This window comes from Streptomyces sp. GDS52, assembly GCF_052246875.1.
Taxonomy (GTDB): domain Bacteria; phylum Actinomycetota; class Actinomycetes; order Streptomycetales; family Streptomycetaceae; genus Streptomyces; species Streptomyces cathayae.
Window position 1 is genome coordinate 4,072,330 of sequence record NZ_CM125966.1, and the last position, 20,550, is coordinate 4,092,879.

20 protein-coding genes are annotated in these 20,550 nt (G+C 72.7%); 10 read left to right on the top strand and 10 right to left on the bottom strand.

The features are described 5' to 3' along the window. Positions 1 to 24: 24 nt before the first annotated feature. Positions 25 to 780 (bottom strand): SIS domain-containing protein, encoded by a 756-nt coding sequence (locus ACTWJ9_RS18650; RefSeq protein ID WP_443294459.1) that lies wholly within the window; start codon positions 778 to 780, stop codon positions 25 to 27. 250 nt (positions 781 to 1,030) lie between these two features. On the opposite strand from ACTWJ9_RS18650, the gene ACTWJ9_RS18655 reads away from it, so the two are divergent. Both ACTWJ9_RS18655 and ACTWJ9_RS18660 read left to right on the top strand, forming a co-directional pair. Then, positions 1,031 to 1,723: a metal-dependent transcriptional regulator gene (locus tag ACTWJ9_RS18655; RefSeq protein ID WP_279335369.1), complete on the top strand. Its 693-nt coding sequence runs from the start codon at positions 1,031 to 1,033 to the stop codon at positions 1,721 to 1,723. Between the two features lie 545 nt (positions 1,724 to 2,268). Beyond that, a complete protein-coding gene (locus ACTWJ9_RS18660) occupies positions 2,269 to 3,144 on the top strand; it encodes an alpha/beta fold hydrolase (RefSeq protein WP_279335370.1) in 876 nt (291 codons plus the stop codon). Positions 3,145 to 3,176: 32 nt separating this feature from the next. Here the strand turns inward: ACTWJ9_RS18660 and ACTWJ9_RS18665 are convergent, their stop codons facing one another. Further along, positions 3,177 to 3,326, bottom strand: coding sequence for a hypothetical protein (locus ACTWJ9_RS18665; RefSeq protein ID WP_443294460.1), 150 nt, complete (start codon positions 3,324 to 3,326; stop codon positions 3,177 to 3,179). Positions 3,327 to 3,515: 189 nt separating this feature from the next. After that, on the bottom strand, positions 3,516 to 4,223 hold the full coding sequence (locus tag ACTWJ9_RS18670) for a bifunctional DNA primase/polymerase (RefSeq protein WP_279335371.1): 708 nt from the start codon (positions 4,221 to 4,223) through the stop codon (positions 3,516 to 3,518). A 340-nt stretch (positions 4,224 to 4,563) separates the two neighbouring features. Here ACTWJ9_RS18670 and ACTWJ9_RS18675 point away from each other — a divergent pair, with 340 nt between their 5' ends. Together ACTWJ9_RS18675 and ACTWJ9_RS18680 are read left to right on the top strand one after the other, a co-directional pair. After that, the gene (locus ACTWJ9_RS18675) at positions 4,564 to 5,949 is read left to right on the top strand and encodes a transcriptional regulator (protein WP_279335372.1); all 1,386 of its coding nucleotides are present in this window, start codon (positions 4,564 to 4,566) and stop codon (positions 5,947 to 5,949) included. 300 nt (positions 5,950 to 6,249) lie between these two features. Then, entirely contained in the window at positions 6,250 to 7,857 is a 1,608-nt protein-coding gene (locus ACTWJ9_RS18680; RefSeq protein ID WP_443294461.1) for a hypothetical protein, read from the top strand. A 171-nt stretch (positions 7,858 to 8,028) separates the two neighbouring features. On the opposite strand, the gene ACTWJ9_RS18685 is transcribed toward ACTWJ9_RS18680, so the two are convergent. After that, a complete protein-coding gene (locus ACTWJ9_RS18685; RefSeq protein ID WP_443294462.1) occupies positions 8,029 to 9,327 on the bottom strand; it encodes an ABC transporter substrate-binding protein in 1,299 nt (432 codons plus the stop codon). 117 nt (positions 9,328 to 9,444) lie between these two features. Here ACTWJ9_RS18685 and ACTWJ9_RS18690 point away from each other — a divergent pair, with 117 nt between their 5' ends. Together ACTWJ9_RS18690 and purU are read left to right on the top strand one after the other, a co-directional pair. After that, entirely contained in the window at positions 9,445 to 9,945 is a 501-nt protein-coding gene (locus ACTWJ9_RS18690) for an SCO4402 family protein (RefSeq protein ID WP_279335375.1), read from the top strand. A gap of 46 nt (positions 9,946 to 9,991) precedes the next feature. Beyond that, on the top strand, positions 9,992 to 10,873 hold the full coding sequence (gene purU / locus ACTWJ9_RS18695) for a formyltetrahydrofolate deformylase (RefSeq protein ID WP_279335376.1): 882 nt from the start codon (positions 9,992 to 9,994) through the stop codon (positions 10,871 to 10,873). A 109-nt stretch (positions 10,874 to 10,982) separates the two neighbouring features. Here the strand turns inward: purU and ACTWJ9_RS18700 are convergent, their stop codons facing one another. Together ACTWJ9_RS18700 and ACTWJ9_RS18705 are read right to left on the bottom strand one after the other, a co-directional pair. Beyond that, positions 10,983 to 12,242 carry a maleylpyruvate isomerase N-terminal domain-containing protein gene (locus ACTWJ9_RS18700; protein ID WP_279335377.1) on the bottom strand — a complete coding sequence of 420 codons (1,260 nt, stop codon included), beginning with the start codon at positions 12,240 to 12,242 and terminating at the stop codon, positions 10,983 to 10,985. Further along, positions 12,239 to 12,835 carry a sigma-70 family RNA polymerase sigma factor gene (locus ACTWJ9_RS18705; protein ID WP_279335378.1) on the bottom strand — a complete coding sequence of 199 codons (597 nt, stop codon included), beginning with the start codon at positions 12,833 to 12,835 and terminating at the stop codon, positions 12,239 to 12,241. Before ACTWJ9_RS18705 ends, ACTWJ9_RS18700 begins: the two co-directional genes overlap by 4 nt. Before the next feature lie 405 nt (positions 12,836 to 13,240). Here ACTWJ9_RS18705 and ACTWJ9_RS18710 point away from each other — a divergent pair, with 405 nt between their 5' ends. From ACTWJ9_RS18710 to ACTWJ9_RS18720, 3 genes are all read left to right on the top strand, one after another. After that, complete coding sequence (locus tag ACTWJ9_RS18710) at positions 13,241 to 13,621, top strand: STAS domain-containing protein (protein WP_279338015.1); 381 nt, start codon at positions 13,241 to 13,243, stop codon at positions 13,619 to 13,621. Positions 13,622 to 13,846: 225 nt separating this feature from the next. Then, positions 13,847 to 14,359: an EF-hand domain-containing protein gene (locus ACTWJ9_RS18715; RefSeq protein ID WP_279335379.1), complete on the top strand. Its 513-nt coding sequence runs from the start codon at positions 13,847 to 13,849 to the stop codon at positions 14,357 to 14,359. A gap of 806 nt (positions 14,360 to 15,165) precedes the next feature. Then, on the top strand, positions 15,166 to 15,606 hold the full coding sequence (locus ACTWJ9_RS18720) for an ATP-binding protein (RefSeq protein ID WP_387041470.1): 441 nt from the start codon (positions 15,166 to 15,168) through the stop codon (positions 15,604 to 15,606). 846 nt (positions 15,607 to 16,452) lie between these two features. On the opposite strand, the gene ACTWJ9_RS18725 is transcribed toward ACTWJ9_RS18720, so the two are convergent. Continuing rightward, positions 16,453 to 17,655 carry a flavin-containing monooxygenase gene (locus ACTWJ9_RS18725; RefSeq protein ID WP_443294463.1) on the bottom strand — a complete coding sequence of 401 codons (1,203 nt, stop codon included), beginning with the start codon at positions 17,653 to 17,655 and terminating at the stop codon, positions 16,453 to 16,455. A gap of 148 nt (positions 17,656 to 17,803) precedes the next feature. On the opposite strand from ACTWJ9_RS18725, the gene ACTWJ9_RS18730 reads away from it, so the two are divergent. Beyond that, entirely contained in the window at positions 17,804 to 18,418 is a 615-nt protein-coding gene (locus ACTWJ9_RS18730) for a GNAT family N-acetyltransferase (RefSeq protein ID WP_279335381.1), read from the top strand. Between the two features lie 82 nt (positions 18,419 to 18,500). Here ACTWJ9_RS18730 and ACTWJ9_RS18735 read toward each other — a convergent pair whose 3' ends face one another. The 3 genes from ACTWJ9_RS18735 to ACTWJ9_RS18745 form a co-directional block, all read right to left on the bottom strand. Then, positions 18,501 to 19,169 (bottom strand): pyridoxine/pyridoxamine 5'-phosphate oxidase, encoded by a 669-nt coding sequence (locus tag ACTWJ9_RS18735; protein ID WP_387041462.1) that lies wholly within the window; start codon positions 19,167 to 19,169, stop codon positions 18,501 to 18,503. 42 nt (positions 19,170 to 19,211) lie between these two features. Further along, positions 19,212 to 19,637 (bottom strand): pyridoxamine 5'-phosphate oxidase family protein, encoded by a 426-nt coding sequence (locus tag ACTWJ9_RS18740; protein ID WP_443294464.1) that lies wholly within the window; start codon positions 19,635 to 19,637, stop codon positions 19,212 to 19,214. A 243-nt stretch (positions 19,638 to 19,880) separates the two neighbouring features. Beyond that, entirely contained in the window at positions 19,881 to 20,516 is a 636-nt protein-coding gene (locus ACTWJ9_RS18745; protein ID WP_279338017.1) for a TetR family transcriptional regulator, read from the bottom strand. Between the last annotated feature and the right edge of the window lie 34 nt (positions 20,517 to 20,550).

The following is a 20,550-nucleotide window of genomic DNA, read 5'->3' on the forward strand; positions in this document are numbered from 1 at the left end:
GGCGCCCGGGGCGACGGCGGGTTCTCAGCGCCGGTAGAAGATCCGGTCGGCGTATTGGTCCATGACGCGGCCGTTCCAGTCGTGGCCGCCGTCGACGTTGCCGGAGCGCAGGAGCGGGGGCTCGATGCCCCGGTCGGCCAGGGCGGCGGCGGCGGTGGCCACGACCGCCTGGAGCAGGGCCGTGGTGACGACCGTGGAGGCGGGGGCGAAGGGGGCGGGGACGTTGTCCAGGGTGAGTTCCGCGTCGCCGACCGCGATCTTGGAGTCCAGGACGAGGTCGCAGTGGTCCTTCAGGTACGTCCCCGACACGTGCCGGGACGTCGTCTGTGCCGCGTACGCCACCGAGGTCACACCGATGACCTTCATGCCCAGGGCGCGGGCGTTCACGGCCATCTCCACCGGGAGCGCGTTGCGCCCGGACAGGGAGACGATCACCAGGGCGTCGCCCGCGCGGGCCGGTGACGCGTCGAGCACGGCGCTCGCGAGGCCGTCGACGCGTTCGAGGGCGGAGCCGAGGGTGGCCGGCATCACGTCGACGCCGACGACCCCCGGGACGGCGAGCAGGTTCATCAGGGCGAGTCCGCCCGCACGGTAGACGACGTCCTGCGCGGCGAGCGAGGAGTGGCCGGCGCCGAAGGCGAAGAGGCGTCCGCCGTCCGCGACCGTGTCCGCGAGCAGGGCGCCCGCGGCCGCCACGGAGTCGGCCTCCTCGTCGCGGACCCGGTGCAGCAGGTCGATCGCGGCGTCGAGGAACCGGTCGGCCGGCGTACGGTCGCTCATGGAGGACCATCCCTTCGGGGTGGGCTGCTGCGGATCACCGTGCGGTCCGGACCAGTGCCGTGTCAACAGGGCGGCAGGGGCCCGGGCGGACCCCCTGGCAGCCCGTACCGCCCGGCGAACGCCCGGCGTTTCCACGGCGTGCCCCGGTTGTCGGCGCGATGGGTCAGAATTGAGTCCAGGGCCAGCACATGCGCCGGTGAGCCGTCCAGCCTCCGGCAGAGCCAATCGCAGATCTCATCGAGGGGCATGTATGTCCGGACTGATCGACACCACGGAGATGTATCTCCGCACCATCCTCGAGCTGGAGGAGGAAGGCGTGGTGCCCATGCGCGCCCGGATCGCCGAGCGGCTCGACCAGAGCGGGCCGACGGTCAGCCAGACGGTGGCCCGGATGGAGCGTGACGGCCTGGTGTCCGTCGCCAGCGACCGGCATCTGGAGCTGACGGACGAGGGCCGCCGGCTGGCCACCCGGGTGATGCGCAAGCACCGCCTCGCCGAGTGTCTGCTCGTCGACGTGATCGGCCTGGAGTGGGAGCAGGTGCACGCCGAGGCCTGCCGCTGGGAGCACGTGATGAGCGAGGCCGTCGAGCGTCGCGTGCTGGAGCTGCTGCGGCACCCGACCGAGTCGCCCTACGGCAACCCGATCCCGGGCCTGGAGGAGCTGGGCGAGAAGGACGGCGCCGTCCCGTTCCTGGACGAGGGCATGGTCTCCCTGGCCGATCTCGACCCGGGGGCCGAGGGCAAGACGGTCGTGGTGCGCCGGATCGGCGAGCCGATCCAGACGGACGCGCAGCTGATGTACACGCTGCGCCGCGCGGGCGTGCAGCCCGGATCGGTGGTCAGTGTGACGGAGTCGGCGGGCGGTGTGCTGGTGGGCAGCGGCGGCGAGGCGGCCGAACTGGAGAGGGACGTCGCCTCCCACGTGTTCGTCGCCAAGCCCTAGGACCGGGGGCCTGTCGCCGCATCGCCTCGTCGTCCCTCGCCGCATCACCGGCTCGAACCCCAACTCGTCTGTTCCGGTAGGGAGTTGGGGTTCCGGCGCGATCGCGCCGAATCCGAGATCCACTGCGCCGAAGTGCAGCGCTCACCGGGTTCACGTGCGAGGCTGTCGCGTGAGGCATATGACGCGAGGGGCTCTTGGCCGGGCCCGGCACGATGTCGCCCGGCCGGGGAGGGGCGGAGGATGTGCCGTGCGTACGCGAGGGGCCCCGGCGCCGTGCGGCGCCGGGGCCTGCCCTCCCCGGTGCTGACCCGGAGCCCCGAGCTCCCAGGGTCATTTCCCTCGAACCGTTTTCCCCGAGCGGTTCGCCCCCCGCTGAAGATCTCCCCTCGGCTCCGGCGATCAATCCTCGAGGGATGTCACTCGATCGAGGGGTGTTGGCGACGGGAACGGGGTTCTCGAAAGCGCATTCGATAACCTGTGTGGGGCGGCAACAGCAGGCAGGGCAAGCAGCACGGCAGGCAGCGAGCTTGGGGGGTGCCAACACGATGGCGCGACGCATCGACGTGACGGGGGCGGACGGCGTACGGCTCGCCGCCTGGGAGTTCGGCGATCCCCCCAAGGGCGCCGGCGACCCGGCGGAGCACGCCGCCGGGAACACGGGCGTGCTGCTGTTGCACGGACTCATGGGACGGGCCTCGCACTGGGCGTCCACCGCCCGCTGGCTCTCCGAGCGGTACCGGGCCGTCGCCCTCGACCAGCGTGGCCACGGCCGCAGCGACAAGCCCGCACAGGCCTCGTTCACCCGGGACGCCTATGTCGACGACACCGAGGCCGCCCTGGAGCAGCTGGGGCTCGGCCCGACCGTCCTCATCGGCCACGCGATGGGCGCGCTGACCGCCTGGCAGCTGGCCGCCAAGCGGCCGGACCTGGTGCGCGGGGTGATCATCTGCGACATGCGGGCCTCCGCGCTCGGGGCCGCCTCGCAGCGCGAGTGGGCCCAGTGGTTCACCGCCTGGCCCCTCCCGTTCGCCACGCTCGCCGACGTACGCAAGTGGTTCGGCGAGGACGACCCCTGGGTGGAGCGGCCGAACCCGGCCCGCGGTGAGTTCTACGCCGAGGTGATGGCCGAGTCCTCCGACGGGTGGCGGCCGGTCTTCGACCCGGACCAGATGCTCCGCTCCCGCGAGACCTGGGTCTACAACGCGCACTGGGAGGAGCTGGCCCAGGTGCGGTGCCCCACCCTGGTGGTCCGGGGCCTCGACGGCGAGCTGGGGCGCGCGGAGGCCCAGGAGATGGTCCGCGTCCTGCCCCGCGGCCGGTACGCGGAGGTGGCCGACGCCGGCCACCTGGTCCACTACGACCAGCCGGAGGCCTGGCGGGCGGCGATCGAGCCGTTCCTGGCCACCCTCCGGGCCGACTGAGCCCGGCCGCCCCCGCCGCCTGCCCGGGGTGCTCAGCCCTTGCCGGCCGCGGCGAGGATCTCCGGGAGGCGGCGGGCCGTGCCCGGGGCGGCGAGCCGGAGACCGGGCAGGCCGAGGGCGGCGTCGCACACCGTGCCCACCGGGAGCAGCAGCCGCGACGGACCCGCTCGGCCCGCACTCACGTTCAGCCCGATCCTGAGCGCGACGACCGGTGCGCACGGCGTTCGGCCCGACCGTGAGCGCGACGACCGGTGCGCACGGCACGGTCGCCGCCACCGTGCCGCCGAAGACCGAGATCCGGGCGAGCCCGGTCTGCCCCGGAGCTCCCGCGGGCCCCACCGGATCTACCGGATCTACCGGATCTACCGGATCTACCGGCCCGGCCGGTTCTTGAGGTCCTGCCGGTCCTGCCGGTCCTGCCGGTCGCGGCCGCAGGCGTAGGCGAGAGGGGAGATCAGTTCCGTCGCGTCCGGCAGCCAGCGGTTCGCCGGGGTCGGCCTGCTGGCCCACTGCACGGCCCCCCTGGACCCGAACCGCGTGGGCGGCGCCGCCACGTACGCACCCTCGCCCCGCACGCTCAGATCGAGCGGGGACAGCGACCAGCCCAGGGAGCGGATCAGACCCGGCACCTTCGCCGAGGCACCGGGGAGCACGAAGAACTCCATGCGTCCGGCCGGGCTCAGGGTCACCGGACCGAGCGTCAGTTCCATCCGCTCCATCCGGGCCAGCGCCAGGAACCCGGCCGTCTCGGGGACGGAGATCGTGTCGAAGGCGTGGCCGGTGGGGATCAGGATCGAGGCCGTCGGCCACATCTGCCACATGCGGCGCACGGTGGTCGCACTGCCGGTCGCCTGGGCCGCCCAGTCCGAGCGCGTCGGGTGCGCGCCGGGTGCCGGGCACTTCGCGACGCCGCACGAGCAGCGGTGCACCCCGTCGACGGCCTCCAGCCAGGTGCCCGCGAACACGTCCCAGTGCCGCTCCTCGGTATAACGCACCGCGGTCTCCAGCAGGGTCTCTCCGCGCTGCTTCGGGATGTGTCCGGCGCCGGTGCCCGGGATCGTCTCTTCCACGACGAACACAACTACGTCCGTCACCAGGGGTTACGCCCGGGTCCATGCGCGGGGGAGGAGCACTGGCTCCGCGCCCGGGGCGCATGGGTGCATCCGCGGGGGCGCGCAAGGGGATCCACGTCCCCGGGTGGGTAGCCAGGAGTGGGCCGCCGGGCGGGGCAGCCGTCGACCGTCACCCCGGCAATCCGTACATGCCTCGCATCTTCGGCACCTCGACGGGGCATTGATCTTCAGGGCCGGAACTTTTGCTCCTGGTCGAGAGGAGTTGTCAGGAGATGCCGGGTCTCCGGCCGCGGAAGACACGTCAACTCGGTGCGCGGGCAGGCACCGCAGCCACAGGGGGTATGCCATGGCCGCAAGGCCTCTCGTCGCGCGGCAGCCGAACGAACGACTGCAGGCGCTCATCCAGGAAGCCGGGTGCTCCAACGCCGGGCTGGCCCGCAGGGTCAACCTGTGCGGTGCCGAACACGGCCTCGACCTGCGCTACGACAAGACGTCGGTGGCCCGTTGGCTCCGCGGACAGCAGCCGCGGGGCCGGGCGCCGGCGATCATCGCGGAGGCGCTCGGACGCAAACTGGGCCGCACGGTCACCATCGACGAGATCGGCATGGCCAACGGCAAGAACCTCGCGTCGGGCGTCGGTCTCCAGTTCTCGCCGACGGTCCTGGGGGCCATCGAGCAGGTCTGCGAGCTGTGGCGCAGTGACGTGGGCCGGCGGGACTTCCTGTCCGGCTCCTCCGTCGCCTCGTCCGCCCTGGTGGAGCCGAGCCGGGACTGGCTGATCTCCGCCCCCGACCCGCAGGTGGCGCGCTCGGTCGGGCCGCGGGTCGGGCGGTCCGACGTGGCGGCCGTGCGGTCGATGACGCAGGCCCTGGTGGACCTGGACCACCAGTACGGCAGCGGGCATGTGCGTCCGGTCGTCGTGCACTACCTCAACAGCGTCGTCTCGGGGCTGCTCGCGGGGTCGTACCGGGAGGCCGTGGGGCGGGAGTTGTTCGCGGCGGTCGCCCGACTGACCGAACTCGCCGGATACATGGCGATCGACACCGGGCAACCGGGCCTCGCCCAGCGCTACTACATCCAGGCGCTGCGGCTGGCCCAGGCGGCCGGCGATCGCGGCTACGGCGGGTACGTGCTCGCCGCCTCCATGAGCCATCTGGCCGCGGAACTCGGAAACCCGCGGGAGATCGCGCAGTTGGCGCGTGCCGCGCAGGAGGGCGCGCGGGGCCGGGCGACACCCCGCGCGCAGTCCATGTTCCGCGCGGCGGAGGCGCGCGGGCACGCGCTGATGGGTGACGCGCACGCCGCGCAGATCGCGGCCGGGCACGCGATCAGTGCCATGGAGGCGGCCGATCCGGCGTCGGGGGACGACCCCGTGTGGATCGCACACTTCGACGAGGCCTATCTGGCCGACGAGCTGGCGCACTGCCACCGGGACCTGGGGCAGGCCGAGGCGGCCGCGCGGTGCGCGCTCGAGGCCCTGGCCGGGCATCCGGAGTCCCGGGCGCGGCGCCGGGCGATCGGCTACGTGCTGCTGGCCACCGCGCAGGTGCAGCAGCGGGAGGTCGAGCAGGCCTGCAGCACGGGCCTGAAGGCGGTGGAACTGCTCGACGGACTCAGGTCGAACCGCGGTGCCGAGTACCTGGAGGACTTCCGGCAGAGACTGGAGCCGTATCAGGAGGAGCCGGTGGTACGGGAGTTCGGCGCCCGCGTCGCCCTCCCGGCCGCGGCGTGAACAGGGGCATGAACAGGAGCAGGGGCTGGGGCCCGAGTACTGGTGGATGTACCAGTACTCGTACGCGCGGTGGCGGTGCCCGTGGACGAACGGGGCGGGCATCGGCGGTGAACGGGAGGCCGACGCGGAGTTGACGCGGGGCGGAGGTGAAGGAGGGGACGGAAACAGCGTGGGGCGACCTGGTTCTGTTACTGCGGTCACAGGGCGGGAGCGAAGGCCCCGTGCTGCGTGGCACCGGGCTCCGGGGACCCGGTAGCGTGAGCCGACGATTCACAAGGTCCCCCATGTGTAGGAGTCCCGGTGACGCAGAGTGGACAGGGCGAGGAGCCCTCGGCGCGCCCCGCGCGCGAAGGCATCGTGCTGCCCTCCGACGGTGGCGCGCCCCTGCTGCCGGGCGGGCCGGCCGGTCCGGTCGCTCCGGGGGGTACGGGCGGGCCGGCGCCCGCCTCGGCGCCGTCCGGCGGCCAGACCTGGGGGACGCCCTGGGGACCGGAGGAGCAGCCGCCGGCCCCGACGCAGGGTCAGGGCTGGCAGTCCCCGCCCGCGCAGCAGTGGAGCCCGCAGGAACCGGCCCCCTGGGGTGCGCAGGGCCCGGCCGCGAGCGGGCCCGGCCAGGGGCAGCACGGTCCGGGGCCGCTGCCGCCCGAGGGCGGGCAGGCCCCGGTGTACGGCGCCCCCGCCTCGTACGACCCGTCCGCCCCGCTGCAGCCGCAGGACGGTTTCTCCTACGGCGTTCCCGCCGTCGACGCGTACGGCTCCGCCGCCGCGGGAGCGCTGCCCGACGGGTCGGAGGGAGCCACCCAGTTCCTGCCGCCGGTGCCCGCCGCCCCCGTGGACGAGGCTGCGACGCAGTACATACCCCCGGTGGGCCCGGGGGCGCTGCCCCCCGAGATGCCCGCCGCACACGACGCCGGGGCGGCCCGGTACCCGGGCCTGCCCGCGCAGGGCGCGGACGGCGGGCCGCCGCCCGCCGGCAACCCCGACGCCGAGGCGACCCAGTTCATGGCCCCGGTGACCGACCGGCCCGGAGGAGCGCCGGGCGCGGCGCCGTACGGTGTTCCGGCCGAGGACGGGAACCGGCAGCCGCCCGCCGAGTTCGACAATCTCTTCCGCGGCGCGGGCGACGACCCGGGCGCGGTCGGCTCCACCCAGCAGCTCCCCCGCTTCGAGTATCCGCAGCCCGCCCCCACCCCTGTCCCCGCCCCGCCCGGCCGGGGCGGGGGTGGCGGCCGGCGGGCCGCCCGTGGGGGCGACGGCGGCGGCCGGAGCGGCGGTACGGGGTCGAGGGTGCCGCTCATCGCGGCGGTCGGTGTCGGTCTCGTCGTCCTGGGCATCGGCGCGGGCGCGCTGCTCGGCAGCGGGGACGACAGCGGCAAGAAGCAGCCCGTCTCCGCCACCGCCCCCGCGAGCGAGGAACCCGAGGCCGAGGCCGAGGCATCCCCCACCGTCGATCCGGTCCGGCAGCAGGCCGAGGAGCTGGACAAGCTGCTGGCCGTCAGCGGCGACAGCCGGACCGCCGTGATCAACGCGGTGGCCGACGTGAAGGCCTGCCGCAATCTCGACCAGGCGGCCAAGGACCTGCGGGACGCGGCCGACCAGCGCAACCAGCTGGTCACCGACCTCTCCGGCATCGAGGTGGACAAGCTGCCCGACCACCAGGCACTGAGCACCGCCCTCACCAAGGCGTGGCAGGCCTCGGCGTCGGCCGACGACCACTACGCGGCCTGGGCCGACCAGGTGGCGGGCAAGAAGGGCTGCAAGAAGGGCCAGGCCCGCACGACGGGTCAGACCCAGGAGGGCAACCGGGCCAGCGGCACCGCGACGGAGGAGAAGACCAAGGCGGCCGCGCTGTGGAACACGATCGCCCGGCAGCACGGCCTGACCGAGCGGCAGCCGACCCAGCTGTGACCGGTTTCTGACGGCGGAGGCGGCGAGAGCGGCGGGGCAGCGAGGGCGGCGGAGGAGCAACGGAGAGGGCCGAACCGGTCGGACGGCCTCCGTCCGCACCCCGCCCCTCCGCACCCCGCCCGGTCCTCGACGCGTCCCCCGCGCGCGTCACACCGCGTCGCCCCCGCGCCGTCACACCACGTCGGCTTTGTGCAGGGTGTCCGTCACGTCGATGAAGCCCTCGCTGCAGGCCACCAGCCGCCCGTCCTTGACCTTTTGCAGTGTCACGTTGGCGTTGACCAGCCGCGGGAAGCCGACGGCGGCCAGCTTGTCCTGGAACTGCCAGCGCAGGGTGGGGGTGAGCCCGCCCGTCTCGACCTTCAGCCCCTTGTTCAGGGTCCGGGTCACGCTGCTCGAGCTCACCTCGCCGTCGCCGAGCGACTCGAGGACCTGCTTCAGCACCGTGTAGGCGATCCAGGTGGTCTGCACCCCGGTGTCGGCGGGGTCGATCCGGTTGTCGCCGAACGCCTCCTTCTTGATGACGTCCTTCATCGGGTCCCAGAGCGCGTCGCTCGACGCCGGGTACCAGCCGGTCACGTACGAGCCCTCGTACGGGCTCGACGAGCCGCCGGACGTGTTGATCGTCGTCTGGTCGACGCTGCCCATCACGGTCGCGGTGCGCACGTCGGGGTAGTCGGCGCGGGCCCGCCGGAAGGAGTCCATGAAGGTGCCGGTGCGGTCCCCGAGCGCGGGCACCACACAGCCCGGGGCCTCCGGGTCGGTGGTGCTGGTCTCCAGAGCCTGTTTCGACTGTCCCTCGTACTCGGTGGCCTCCTCCTCCGCCCGCTGGTCCGCGGTCGGCTCATGGCCGCCGGCGGACAGGCCCGAGTTGAGCAGCGGGGGCAGCTGGTCGCCCGCGATGGTGTCCGGCCGGATCAGGGTGACCGGCCCGCAGGAGTCGGCGAGGGCGCGGCCGAGACCGGCCAGCAGCGCCGGCTGGCCGCCGTTGACGGGGTAGGACAGTGGGCTGGTGAACTCGTCGGTGGTGATGCCGTAGCCGCCGATGTACGGGATGCCGGCCCCCTCGAGGGCGGGCATGAAGGCGTCGGCGTGCTGGCTGTACGAGCCGACGACCGCGACGGCGTTCTCCTTGACCGCGGTCCGGGCGCACCGCGCGGCGGCCACACTGTCGTTGCGCTCGTTGCAGGTGAGGACGTTGAGCTTGCGGCCGTTGATGCCGCCCTCGGAGTTCACCCAGCTGGCGTAGGCGCGGGCGAAAGCGGGCATGCCTGGCTTGTTGGTGGCCTTGGTCTCCTCGGGCGCCCAGGTCATGACGGTGATCGGGTCGTCGGCCGCCGAGATGCCGGGGACGACCCCGCAGCCGGCGGCGAGCGTCATCGCCGCCAGCGCGCCCGTGGTGATGACGCCGGCTCTGAACGGCCGGGAGCGGTGGCGGGAGAGGGGACTGCTGCGAAAGCGACTGCCGGTCATGCTCACGCACGATTCCCTCACATCGCCAACCCGGGGGTGACCCATGGTCGACGCGTGGTGACGCGGAAGTGAATTAAGGGGGCGGTGTGGCCTCCGGGGAAAGGAAACGTACGATCGATGACCGTGCAAGGTTCGGAGAACTCTTCCCGCCGCGGCCGTCGCTCCTCCACCATGGGCGGCATGCCACTCAACGACATGCCATGGTGGCGCTGGCGCAGCAATGTGCGCTCCGCGCTGCACATGCTCTCCGACCCCGGGTTCCAGCAGGGCGTCTGGCTGGCCGGGGTGGACGGCTACGGTGACGTCACCGACGCGGTCTACCGGCTGGTCGAGGACACCTGGCTGGACAACTGGTCCGCCGAGAAGTACGTCGGCACGATCTTCCGCGACTCCCAGGAGGCGGCGCTCGTCGACACCGCGGTGCTGCGGGTGCTGCGGATCATGCACCAGGTCGGTCCGGACGCACCGGTCACCGCCTACCTCGCGCACGAGGGATGGCCGGACGCGGTACGGGCCGCGCGGGACGCGCACGTGCGGCTGGCGGTGAGCGACGGGGAGGATCCCGACACCGCGCCGCGGACCCTCGAGGCGCTGCACATCCTTACGCGGTCCGCGTAACGGGACGGCTCCTCGTCCGTGATCCGCGTGTGGGACCCTTTTCCGCATGAGTGAGCAGCCCATTCGAACAGAGACCCCGGCCGACCAGTACGTCCTGACCTTGTCCTGCCCCGACAAGCAGGGCATCGTGCACGCCGTGTCGAGCTATCTGTTCATGACCGGTTGCAACATCGAGGACAGCCAGCAGTTCGGCGACCACGACACCGACCTGTTCTTCATGCGGGTCCACTTCTCCGCCGACGCACCGGTGACCCTGGACAAGCTGCGGGCGAGTTTCGCGGCGATCGGTGACGCGTTCCGGATGGACTGGCAGATCAACCGGGCCGACGAGAAGATGCGCGTCCTCCTGATGGTCAGCAAGTTCGGCCACTGCCTGAACGACCTGCTCTTCCGCGCCCAGATCGGCGCGCTGCCGGTGGAGATCGCCGGAGTGGTGTCCAACCACACCGACTTCGCGGAGCTGGTGGCCTCGTACAACATCCCCTTCCACCACCTGCCGGTGACGAAGGACACCAAGGCGGAGGCCGAGGCGAAGCTGCTGGAGATCGTGCGCGAGGAGGACGTCGAACTCGTCGTGCTCGCCCGCTACATGCAGGTCCTCTCGGACGACCTGTGCAAGCAGCTCTCCGGGCGGATCATCAACATCCACCACTCCTTCCTGCCGAGCTTCAAGGGCGCGAAGCCGTACCACCAGGCGCACGCCCGGGGAGTGAAGCTGATCGGCGCCACCGCGCACTACGTCACCGCCGACCTCGACGAGGGCCCGATCATCGAGCAGGAGGTCGAGCGGGTGGGGCACGGTGTCACCCCGGACCAGCTCGTCGCCGTCGGCCGCGACGTGGAGTGCCAGGCGCTGGCGCGCGCGGTGAAGTGGCACGCGGAACGCCGCATCCTGCTGAACGGGCGGCGGACGGTGGTCTTCGCCTGAGGACGGTGGTCCTCGCCTGCGGGCGGTGGCCCTCGCCCGAACCGCCGGCCGTCCGGACCCGGGGCCTCGTGCTCCGTCCGGAAGGGCCGGCGGGCCCTGCCGCCTCCTGCTACATCCTGCTCAGTGAGGCCGCCGCCAGGAGGACCTCACTGATCGCCTCCTTGTCGCCGACCTGCCCGGCGGCCGCCTCCCGCGGGGGCACGTGGCCTGCCGCCAGACGGCAGAACTCCGAACCGTCGAGGGCGATGTGGGCCACCTCGTGCTCGGCGGAGCCCCGGGCGGCGGGGGAGTCCAGCGGGATCAGCCACTCCCCGCCACCGGACCCCTCGATCTCCAGCCGCAGGCTCCGCCCCGGCGCACCGGCCGCGACCAGCCGCCGCCCGCCGGGCGCGTCCGGCCCGGAGCGGCGGCGCGCCTCCAGGACGGACGGCAGCATCCGCGCGGCCAGGTCGACCATGCGGTGCAGATGCCGTCCGGTGGGCGGATCGTACGGATAGTCCACCGCCTCGGCGATGTCCTCCGCGTGCACCCAGCACTCGAAGGCGCGGTCCAGCATCGCGTCGTGCAGCGGCAGCTCGAAGTCGCCGTACGACACCGCCATCCGCCCGGCCCGGCTGCCCGTGAAGGACACGGTCCGCACCAGGTCGTGGGTCTGCGCACGCCAGGGCGTTCGTACCGAGCGGGTGGGCGGGGAAGGGGAGGCACTCCAGTACGCCTCGGTGCGGGCCGACGGGGTGGGCCGCTCGGCCGGCAGGCCGCCGAGCGGGTCGTCCAGCCCGAGGGCGACCGCGACCAGGCCGTCGACGGTCAGCAGATGCGCGATGACCCCGGCGACCGTGGTGCGGCGGGTGGTCGCCTCGTCGGCCTCGTACCAGCGCAGCCGCACGGGTGCGTGCCACTCGGTGTCGCCGAAGTCCTGGAGCAGTGCGTCCAGCCGGGCCGTCTCGGCGTCGTAGGCGGCGGCCCAGTCGGGTACGGGGATGCGCGGCGGGCGCCGCTTGAGGCAGGACTCCAGGACGCGGGTGCGCAGCCCCGGGTTCAGATCGAGGTTCTCGGGGCGCTGCAGCAGCCCGACCGCGTCGCGCAGGCGCAGCGCCTCGTCGGCGCAGGCCCCGCAGTCGCCGAGGTGCTCCTCGACGGCCGCCGTCTCCTCCGGCGCGCAGGCGGCCAGCGCCCACGCGCCCAGCAGTGACTTCAGCACCCGGTGCTCCAGCACCAGCGGCTCGGCCGGTTGCGACGCCGGTGCCGGCCGGGGCGGTCCGCCGTCCTCACGCGTACCGTCCGCCCCGTTTCCCGGGGCCGTGGGTGTCCCCGCGGCGGCGGCGGTGGCGGTGGTGTCGTCGGACGGCTCGGGACGGTCGTCGTTCACGCCGCACCCCCGATGCCGGGCGGGGCGTCCAACTGTGCCGTCTCGGTGTCGTGAGCCGTGGCCAGCAGTTGCAGGCCCAGTCGGAGGCGGCGACGGGCCTCGTCCTCGGTGACGCCGAGGTCGGCTGCGGTCTGGTGGTAGTCGCGGCGCTGGAAGTACGCCTGCTCCAGTGCGGCCCGCAGCGGTACCGGCATGGCGTGCACGATGTAGTCCGCGCGGGCGGCCACCGAGGCGTGGCGCACCTGGCGCTCCAGCTCCTCGGCGTCGCCGGGGGAGCCGTGGGTGCTGTGGGCGAGCGCCGCCGTCCTGGTGGCGCGCAGCCGCTCGACGGCCAGTCGGTGGGTCAGCTCGGCGACCCAGGTGCGCAGCGGGCCCCGCCGGGGGTCGTAGGTGTCCGGCTGCTCCCAGACGTGGGCGAAGACCTCGCGGGTGATGCCGTCGGCGGCGTGCTCGTCGCCGAGGACGCGATGGGCGAGGCCGTGCACGAGGGAGGCGAACCGGTCGTAGAACTCACCGAGTGCCGCGGCCTCCCCGCGGGCGAGCCGCTGCTGCATCGTGCGGTCCCAGTGAGGCGGTACGTCGCTTTTCGTCATGCGGCCCTCTTCACCCCTGCTCCTCCCCGGAACCCCGGGCCGGTCGTGCCCGGGCCGGCGTGTGCCACCGACTCCATGAATCGTGTGCCCACCGACTCCATGAATGTAGTCGGCACGTCGGAGAACGCACGCCCCTTTACGGCAATGTGCGCCCCCTGCCGAGCCGCAGGTGGTAGGGAGCCACCCACGGGCACATCGGATGCCGTCCCGGGTGCGCCTACCCAGCTGCTCGCCGATCGGAACTGACTGGACTGGATCTGAACTTGTCGAATGGGACCGAAGTCGACTGAAACAAGCCTTTACTGTTCGGTAACGGTTTCTCCGCTCGCGTTTCAGGGCACGGCCGGTGGGCAGCCGCGCTGCAAGGAAGCGTAGGTGTTTCTTCCGTTTCGGCGAGCGAAGGGCGTGGTGGTGGCCTTCAAAGTGACCGACGGGCAGCAGGGCGAGTGGGCCGTGCTCCGGGTGTCGGGCGAACTGGACCTGGTGACGTCGCCGGTGCTGCGTCAGCGGGTGCACGACGCGGTGGCCGACGGCAGACACCGCCTCGTCCTCGATCTCTCCGAGGTGTGGTTCTGCGACTCCAGCGGCGTCGGGGTGCTCATAGCCACCCGCCGGCTGCTGCGTTCCTGCCAGGGCAGTCTGCGGTTGATCCTGCCCGCGCACGGGGCCGCCGACGGCAGTCACGTCAACCGGGTCCTGGGCGCGCTCGGTGTCCGCCGACTCTTCGACGTGCACCCGGACGTCCCGTCCGCGGTGGACGGGAGCTCCCGCCCGCTGTCGGCCTGAGCCGACCGCGGGCCCTCGGGGCGGCGCGCGCGACGGACCTCGGGCACACGCGCACCACGAACACCCTGCGCACCGCGCATACCACGAAAGGTGCCGTGTGTCACATGGTTGTCCTGGAATTCTCCCGTTCTTGGTGCAAGCACCGTTTCCGAATTCATGAAGCCGCCTCGCACGACGTACCCTCCGAGCGAGACGACCCTCTGAGTAAGGCGGCCTGAAAGAAACATGGTCACCAGCGAGTACGAGCGCCGGATCGCGGCCCGGTTCGCCACCTTCGACCAGGACGGCAACGGTTACATCGACCGCGAGGACTTCAGCGGAGCGGCCAAGGCGCTGCTCGCCGAGTTCGGCACGCGGGCCCGCTCCGACAAGGGCCAGGCCCTGTACGGCGGCGCCGAGGCCTTCTGGCAGGGCATGGCGGGCATCGCGGACCACGACGGCGACCAGCGCATCACCCGCGCGGAATTCGTGACCGGCGCGGTGAAGCGGCTGCGGGACAACCCGGACCGGTTCGCCGAGATCGCCCGGCCCTTCCTGCGCGCGACCCTCGCCCTGGCCGGCCCGGACGGCGACGGCGCGGTCGGCGTGGCGGAGATCGCCCGCGTCCTGAGGGCGCTCGGCGTCCCCGATGCGCTCGCCGGATCCGCTGCCGCCACGCTGGACACGGACGGTGACGGCAGGATCGGCGAGGAAGAGATCGTACGGGGCTTCGCCCGCTACTTCACCGTCCCCGAGTAGGACGGGTCCCCACGGCTCCGGGCGCGAGCCGACGGCGCAACACGCCCGGAGCCGTGAACGGTTCGGCCGCGGCCGGTCGGGCCCCTCCCGGTGGGGGCCCGACCGGTGCGCAGGGAGGACGGCCCGCGCGGAGAGTGTCCGCGCCGCCGCCCGCGGGACGGCCGTCACCGCCGGCCCCGCGGACAGTGCGGCGGCCCGGCCGCCCGCCAAAACGCCTGGGTGCGGACGCGGCGTGCGGGATCGGTGACAGAGCGTGAGGGTTCGTCCGTTGTGGAACCGCTCGCCGGAACGGCCCGCCCCGCCCCCCGTCTGCGATGTCCTGGAATGCTCCCGCTCGAATGTCGCGGATCGTGGCGCGGTGAGGTCACGGAGCGTCGGTACCGTGTTGTGTCCTCTGCGTGACTCGTCACGGCCCGGAGTCGGCTGCCCGCTCCGGTACCTTGTGTGGGATGCGAGTGGTCGTGAGCACGCACAGCACGGGAGTCGCCTCCGGGGCGGCCCCGGACATGTCGCCGTCTGCCACTGTTCGCCGTGCGACCAGGCCTGCCGCCACCGCCTGTTCGGCCGGCCGGGGCGGGCGTCGCACAGTATGCCGTACGCGTACTCCTTCGCGCTGGAATATGCCCGAAGCGCTTGTTGACGTGACTGTACGTCAACCATGCTGTCCCGTAAGGGACTCACGTTCCGTGATCCCTGTCCCGGCCGCTGTTCTGGCCATGCAGAGAATGGCTACGATCGTGGCCCTCGTGAGGCGCGAGTCCAAGTGTCCGCCGGTTCGGATGGTGTGAGCGGTGCAGGTGCTTCAAGTGCAACTGGAGATCCGGCCCGACCCCGCTGAGGTGGGGCGAGCCCGGCAGTGGACCCGCTCACGGCTGGCCGGGTCGGGTATAGAGGCCGACGAGCCGCTGTCCGAGACGCTGGTCCTTCTCGTCTCGGAGCTTGTCACCAACGCCGTCGTGCACACCGGCTGTCCGGCCGTACTGAGACTGTCCCTGACGGATGTGGAGGCAGGGGAGGCCACCGTCCGTCTGGAGGTGGCCGACCGGAGCAGCAGGGTGCCGGTGCCGCGCTGTGTGGACGGCGACGCGACCGGTGGGCGCGGGCTCGCCCTCGTCGACGGCCTGGCGGACCGCTGGGGGTGGAGTGCCGACGGCACCGGCAAGCGCATCTGGTGCGAACTGGACCGCGGCGCGGCCGCGCAGGAGCCCGCCCCGGCCTGTGGTGGAGTCGCGTACGAGGCGGTGTAGGGCACGCGTGGGGCCGCCGGGTGGACGTGCGGTCGTGCCGGCGTGCCGGTGCACGGATGCACGGGGAGCCGGTCTCGCCGGCCGGAGTGTGAGCCGGTGCGCCGGGTGTGCTTCCGTGCGCGGTGACGAATAACCGGGCATATGGCGCAGGATCACCCCTAAGGCCACGAATCGGCATTGACGTGCCGTGACCGCTTGATCACTCTGTTCGTCAGCGATTCGCTGCGAGGGGACGGCGAGGGCTTCGACGACGGGAGTCCTCGGCGAGTGTGGGTCGCGGCTGCGGCGTCGGTCCCCTTTGTGGTGAGGGGACTTGGGGAGGGAGCGCCGGAGCCGGAAGGCGGTGCGGTGCCGCCGCGCTCGGGACCGAGCGGCACCGCACCGCTGTCGCCGTGTGCCGCGGCCGGATCAGGATCGCGGAGTCGCGGAGTTCTGGAGCCCAGGAGCCCTGGAGGGTGGTGGCCGACTCCTCCACAGGCTGTGGATAACTTTTCTTTCGTGGCGGCGGCGACAGTGTGCACAGGGTGCCGCCGCGGAGTCCGGATCGCCGGGCCGCTCCGGCGGGGCCGCCCCCTCGGCGAACTCGTCACCGTGATCTGTCCGGTGGAGGATCCCGAGGAGGCGCACGGTGCCCGGCTTCCGGCCGTTACGGCCGTTCGCCCGTTCCGCCCTCGCTCCGCCCGCCCTTGCTCCGCCCGTCCTCGCTCCGTGCCGCGAGCGCTGCGGCCCGGTCGTCTTCGGCCGGGTCCTCCTCCGGTCCCGGCCGGTGCCGCGACGGCACGACCGGGCCGCCGAGCTGACAAGGCGTCAGAATCGGTCGGATCGGGGCGAGTCGATGAGCGGAAGTCATCGGGGGAGTCGGGAGAGCCCCGGTGCCCCGTGGCGGGTCACCGCCTTGGCTATCTTCTCCGCGTCGATGGCCAGCTCGCGGAGGTTGCCGCTGATGGGGTTGGTGAAGCCGGTGAAGTACAGGCCGGGCGCGTGGGGCGGGGTGCCGGCGCCGCGGGCCACCGGTCTGCCCCGGTCGTCGAGGACGCCGAGGTGGCCGACGAGCCCCTCCAGTCCGCGGGCGTACCCGGTGGCCGCGATCACCGCGTCGGGGTCGACCCGGGTGCCGTCGGCGAGGGCGACCTTGCCGTCCTCGAACCCCGCCACGGCGGCCACGATCTCCACCCTGCCCCGCCGTACGGCGTCGACCAGCCCGACGTCCTGTACGGGGATGGCGCCCTCCAGCACCCTGCTGTAGAGGCCCTTGTCGGGGCGCGGAAGGCCCTGGGCCGAGAGGTCGGGCAGTGCCACCCTGGCCTGCGCCCGGGAGAGCCGGTCCACGAACCCGACCGGCAGCCGACGCACCAGGACGGCCGAGTGCTGGGCGGGCCAGCCCGCGGTCGAGCGCCGCACGATGTGCGGCACGGTACGGACCGACAGCCGTACCCGGGAGGCGCCGCCCTCCACCAGGTCGACGGCGATCTCCGCGCCCGTGTTGCCGATCCCCGCGACGAGGACGTCCCGGCCGGCGAAGGGTTCGGCGTTGCGGTACTCGGACGCGTGCAGGAACTCGCCGGTGTGGGTCTCCCGGCCGGGCCACTCGGGCAGGCGGGGCGTGTGGTTGAAGCCGGTGGCGATCACGACCGCGGCGCCGGTCAGCTCGCGGCCCCCGGTGGCGCGCAGCAGCCAGCCCGTGTCGTCGGCGGTGCGCTCGACACGGGAGACCTCGACACCGGTGACGATCTCGAGGCGGTGGTGCTCGGCGTACTTCTCCAGGTACCGCACCATGTCGTCCCGGGTCACCCACTGCCCGAACCGGCGCGGTATCGGCAGACCGGGCAGCGCGGACAGGCGCCGTGTGGTGTGCAGGCGCAGCCGGTCGTAGTGGCGCCGCCAGGACGATCCCACGTGCTCGGACCGTTCCAGGACGACGGCCCGCACGCCCCGGGCACGCAGCGAGTACGCGACGGCGAGTCCGCCGGGACCACCGCCGACGACGTAGACGGGGCGGTCCTCCCGGGGTGGTGCGGCGGGGTTCGGGGGCGTGGTGGAATCGGCCATGAGCGCGAGCGTAATCACGCATCAGGTTGATGGGTATCGGTCAAGACCGAAATTGGTTGCGGATTGATCACGTCTGGAGGGGCGGGGGCGGAACCGGGCACGAGAAATTCCGGTGTCCCGGCCGGTCGTGCAGGTTTGAATGACCCGTATGGCTGATACACATACGCACCCGCGCTCCTCGCGGTCCCTCCCCGAACTCCACGGCCACGGCCTGCACCTGCGCCCCTGGGACCCGGCGTCCCGGTCCGACGCCGAGGTGTGGCTGCGCGGCACCACGGACCCGGAGTTCACCCGCTGGAACACCCCGCTCCGGCCGGTCACGGACGTCGAGGGCGCCCGGGAGACGCTGCGCAGGAGGGCGCAGTGGACCGAGGACGGCACGACCGTGTCCTTCCGGATCGCCGACGCGGACACCGGTACGCCCCTGGGGCACATCGGTGTCAACGACGTCCGGCCGGTGCAGGGGCTGGGCATGGTCGGCTACTGGGTGCTGCCCGAGGCCCGCCGCCGGGGCGTGGCCACCCGGGCGCTGCTGCTCACCGCGCGGTGGGCGCTCACCGAACTCGGCCTGCACCGGCTCGAACTGGACCACGCGGCCGAACACGAGGTGTCCTGCCGGATCGCCGAACGGTGCGGGTTCCTTCCCGAGGGGACCCTGCGCGAGGCGATGTTCGCGGAGGGCCGCCACGACGCCTTCCGCGACTCCCACCTGCACGCCCGCCTCGCCACGGACCCGGAACCGGCCCCGCCGAAGGCCCACTGAAGGCCCGCCGAAGGGCCGCCGAAGAGTCGCCGAAGACCCGTCGAAGGCCCCACGGCACTCCGTCGCGCGCCCGCCCCGCACCTCACGGCCAGAGCAGTTCCCGTGTCCAGTCCTGCCCGGACGAGCGGCGGTAGCGCAGCCGGGTGTGGCGGCGGAGGGCGTCGCCCTGGAAGAACTCCACCTCGTCCGGGCGCAGGCGGTACAGGGTCCAGGACGGTGCCGGGGCGTCCTGCTCCCGCCGGGCCCGCTCCCAGGCGGCCTCCGAGGCGCGGGCCAGCTCCTCGGGCGAGCCGAGGACCTCGCTCTGGCGGCCGGTCAGCGCGGCGGCCAGCGCCCCGGTCGAACGGGCGTGCAGATCGGCCTGCGCCTCCTCGGCCGGAGCGGTGTCGACGGGCCCGCGGACCCGGACCTGGCGGCCCAGCACCGACCAGTAGAAGACCAGCGCGGCATACGGGCGGGCGGCGAGGTGACCGCCCTTGCGGCTGTGGGCGTGGGACGCGAAGGACCAGCCGTCCGCGTCCGCGCCGTGCAGCATCACGATCCGTACGTCGGGCAGGCCCCCGGCGTCCGCCGTGGCCAGCGACATGGTGTGCGGTTCGGGCTGGCCGGCCGCCACCGCCTCGGCGAACCACCGGGTGAACAGCGGCAGCGGCTCGGCGGGGGCGGCGGCCCGGTCCAGTTCCGGCAGATCGGTGACCTCCGGGTCCCACACCCGCAGTGACCTCAGCAGCTCGTGAAGATCGGTTCCCATACCTCGAGTCTGCCCGTCCACCGGGTCGTCACCGGGCCGTTCTCACAGGGAGCCCAGGTCGGACGAGACCCAGTGCTCGGGACGCATGCGCAGGACGACCTGCTCGCCGTGGTCCTTCCACGCGGCGGAGACATAGCCCTCGACCTTGTCGGCCGGGAGGTAGCGGGCGGAGATCTCCCGGAGCTGTGCGAGGGTGGCGGGGGCGGTCCCGACGACCGGTCCCTCGACCGAGACGTACCGGACGGTGGGTTCGACGCGGTCGACCATGAGGGAGAACCGGCCCGCCGCGCCGATCAGCCGGTTCTTGCGGGAGTCGAGTCCGGTCATGACCCATAGGTCCCCGCCGGGTGCGTACTGGTACCAGATCGGCACGGTGAGCGGGGCGCGTCCGGCTCCCGCGTCGACCGCCAGCGCGGCGACACGGGGCTCGGCCAGGAACTGTTCGCGTTCTTCACGGGTCAGGGCCATGGCGGGTTCCTCCTGCGATGTCTGCGTAGGGGGCGGTTGTGCCCGGGTCGTGTGGGCGACGGGACAGAGGTGAGCGGTTCCGCTCCGAGGGGGCGAGCCGTCGGACGGGGTGGCGGCGGGACCGCCGAGGTGCCGTGACATGCGACAGGCGGTGGTTCACCGGGGTGAACCACCGCCTGTCCGACAGGACGCGGGTGCGGGACGAGGCACCGGGGGAAGGGGGAAGGAGCGTTGGCCGTCCACCTACTTCGTCGGCTTCTTGCCGGTGACGCCCAGGTGGACCAACAGGGCCAGGTTCGGTTTGAGTTCGGCCTGCTTCACACCCCAGGAGGTGAAACCTTTCTGGTGCAGGGCGACCGCCCCGAGCATGGTGACCAGGGAACCGGCCACCGCGGCAGGGTTCACGTCCTTGTCGACCCGGCCCCTGGACTGCAACTCGGCGACGGCGTCCGTGAGGGAGCTGTTCACCGAGTTGAGGACCTTCATGCGGATCTTGTAAAAGCGCTTGTCGCCCTCGGCGGCGCCGAGATCGACGACGCGCAGGATCGCGTCGTTCTTCCGCCAGAAGTCCAGGAAACCGTCGACAAGTTCCTGTGCCGTCTGCCAGCCGGCCTTGCCGACCCAGGAACGGCCCTCCAGGAGCTCGCTCAACCCGGCGCTGTCGGCGGCCACTTGGTCGGCGATCTCGAGGACGGCGCCCTCGACGTCCGGGAAGTACTGGTAGAAGGTCGCGGGCGAAGTCCCCGCCCTGCGGGCCACATCGATAACTTTGACATCCCGGTAAGGGGAGGAGCTGAGCATCTCGCTGAGGCAGTCGAGCAGCTTCTGCCGGGTCGCCTGCCCACGCCGGCCGGCCACGCGACCGTCGACGGTACGCACTTGTCCTGTCATGACGTCAGCTTACCGACGGGTG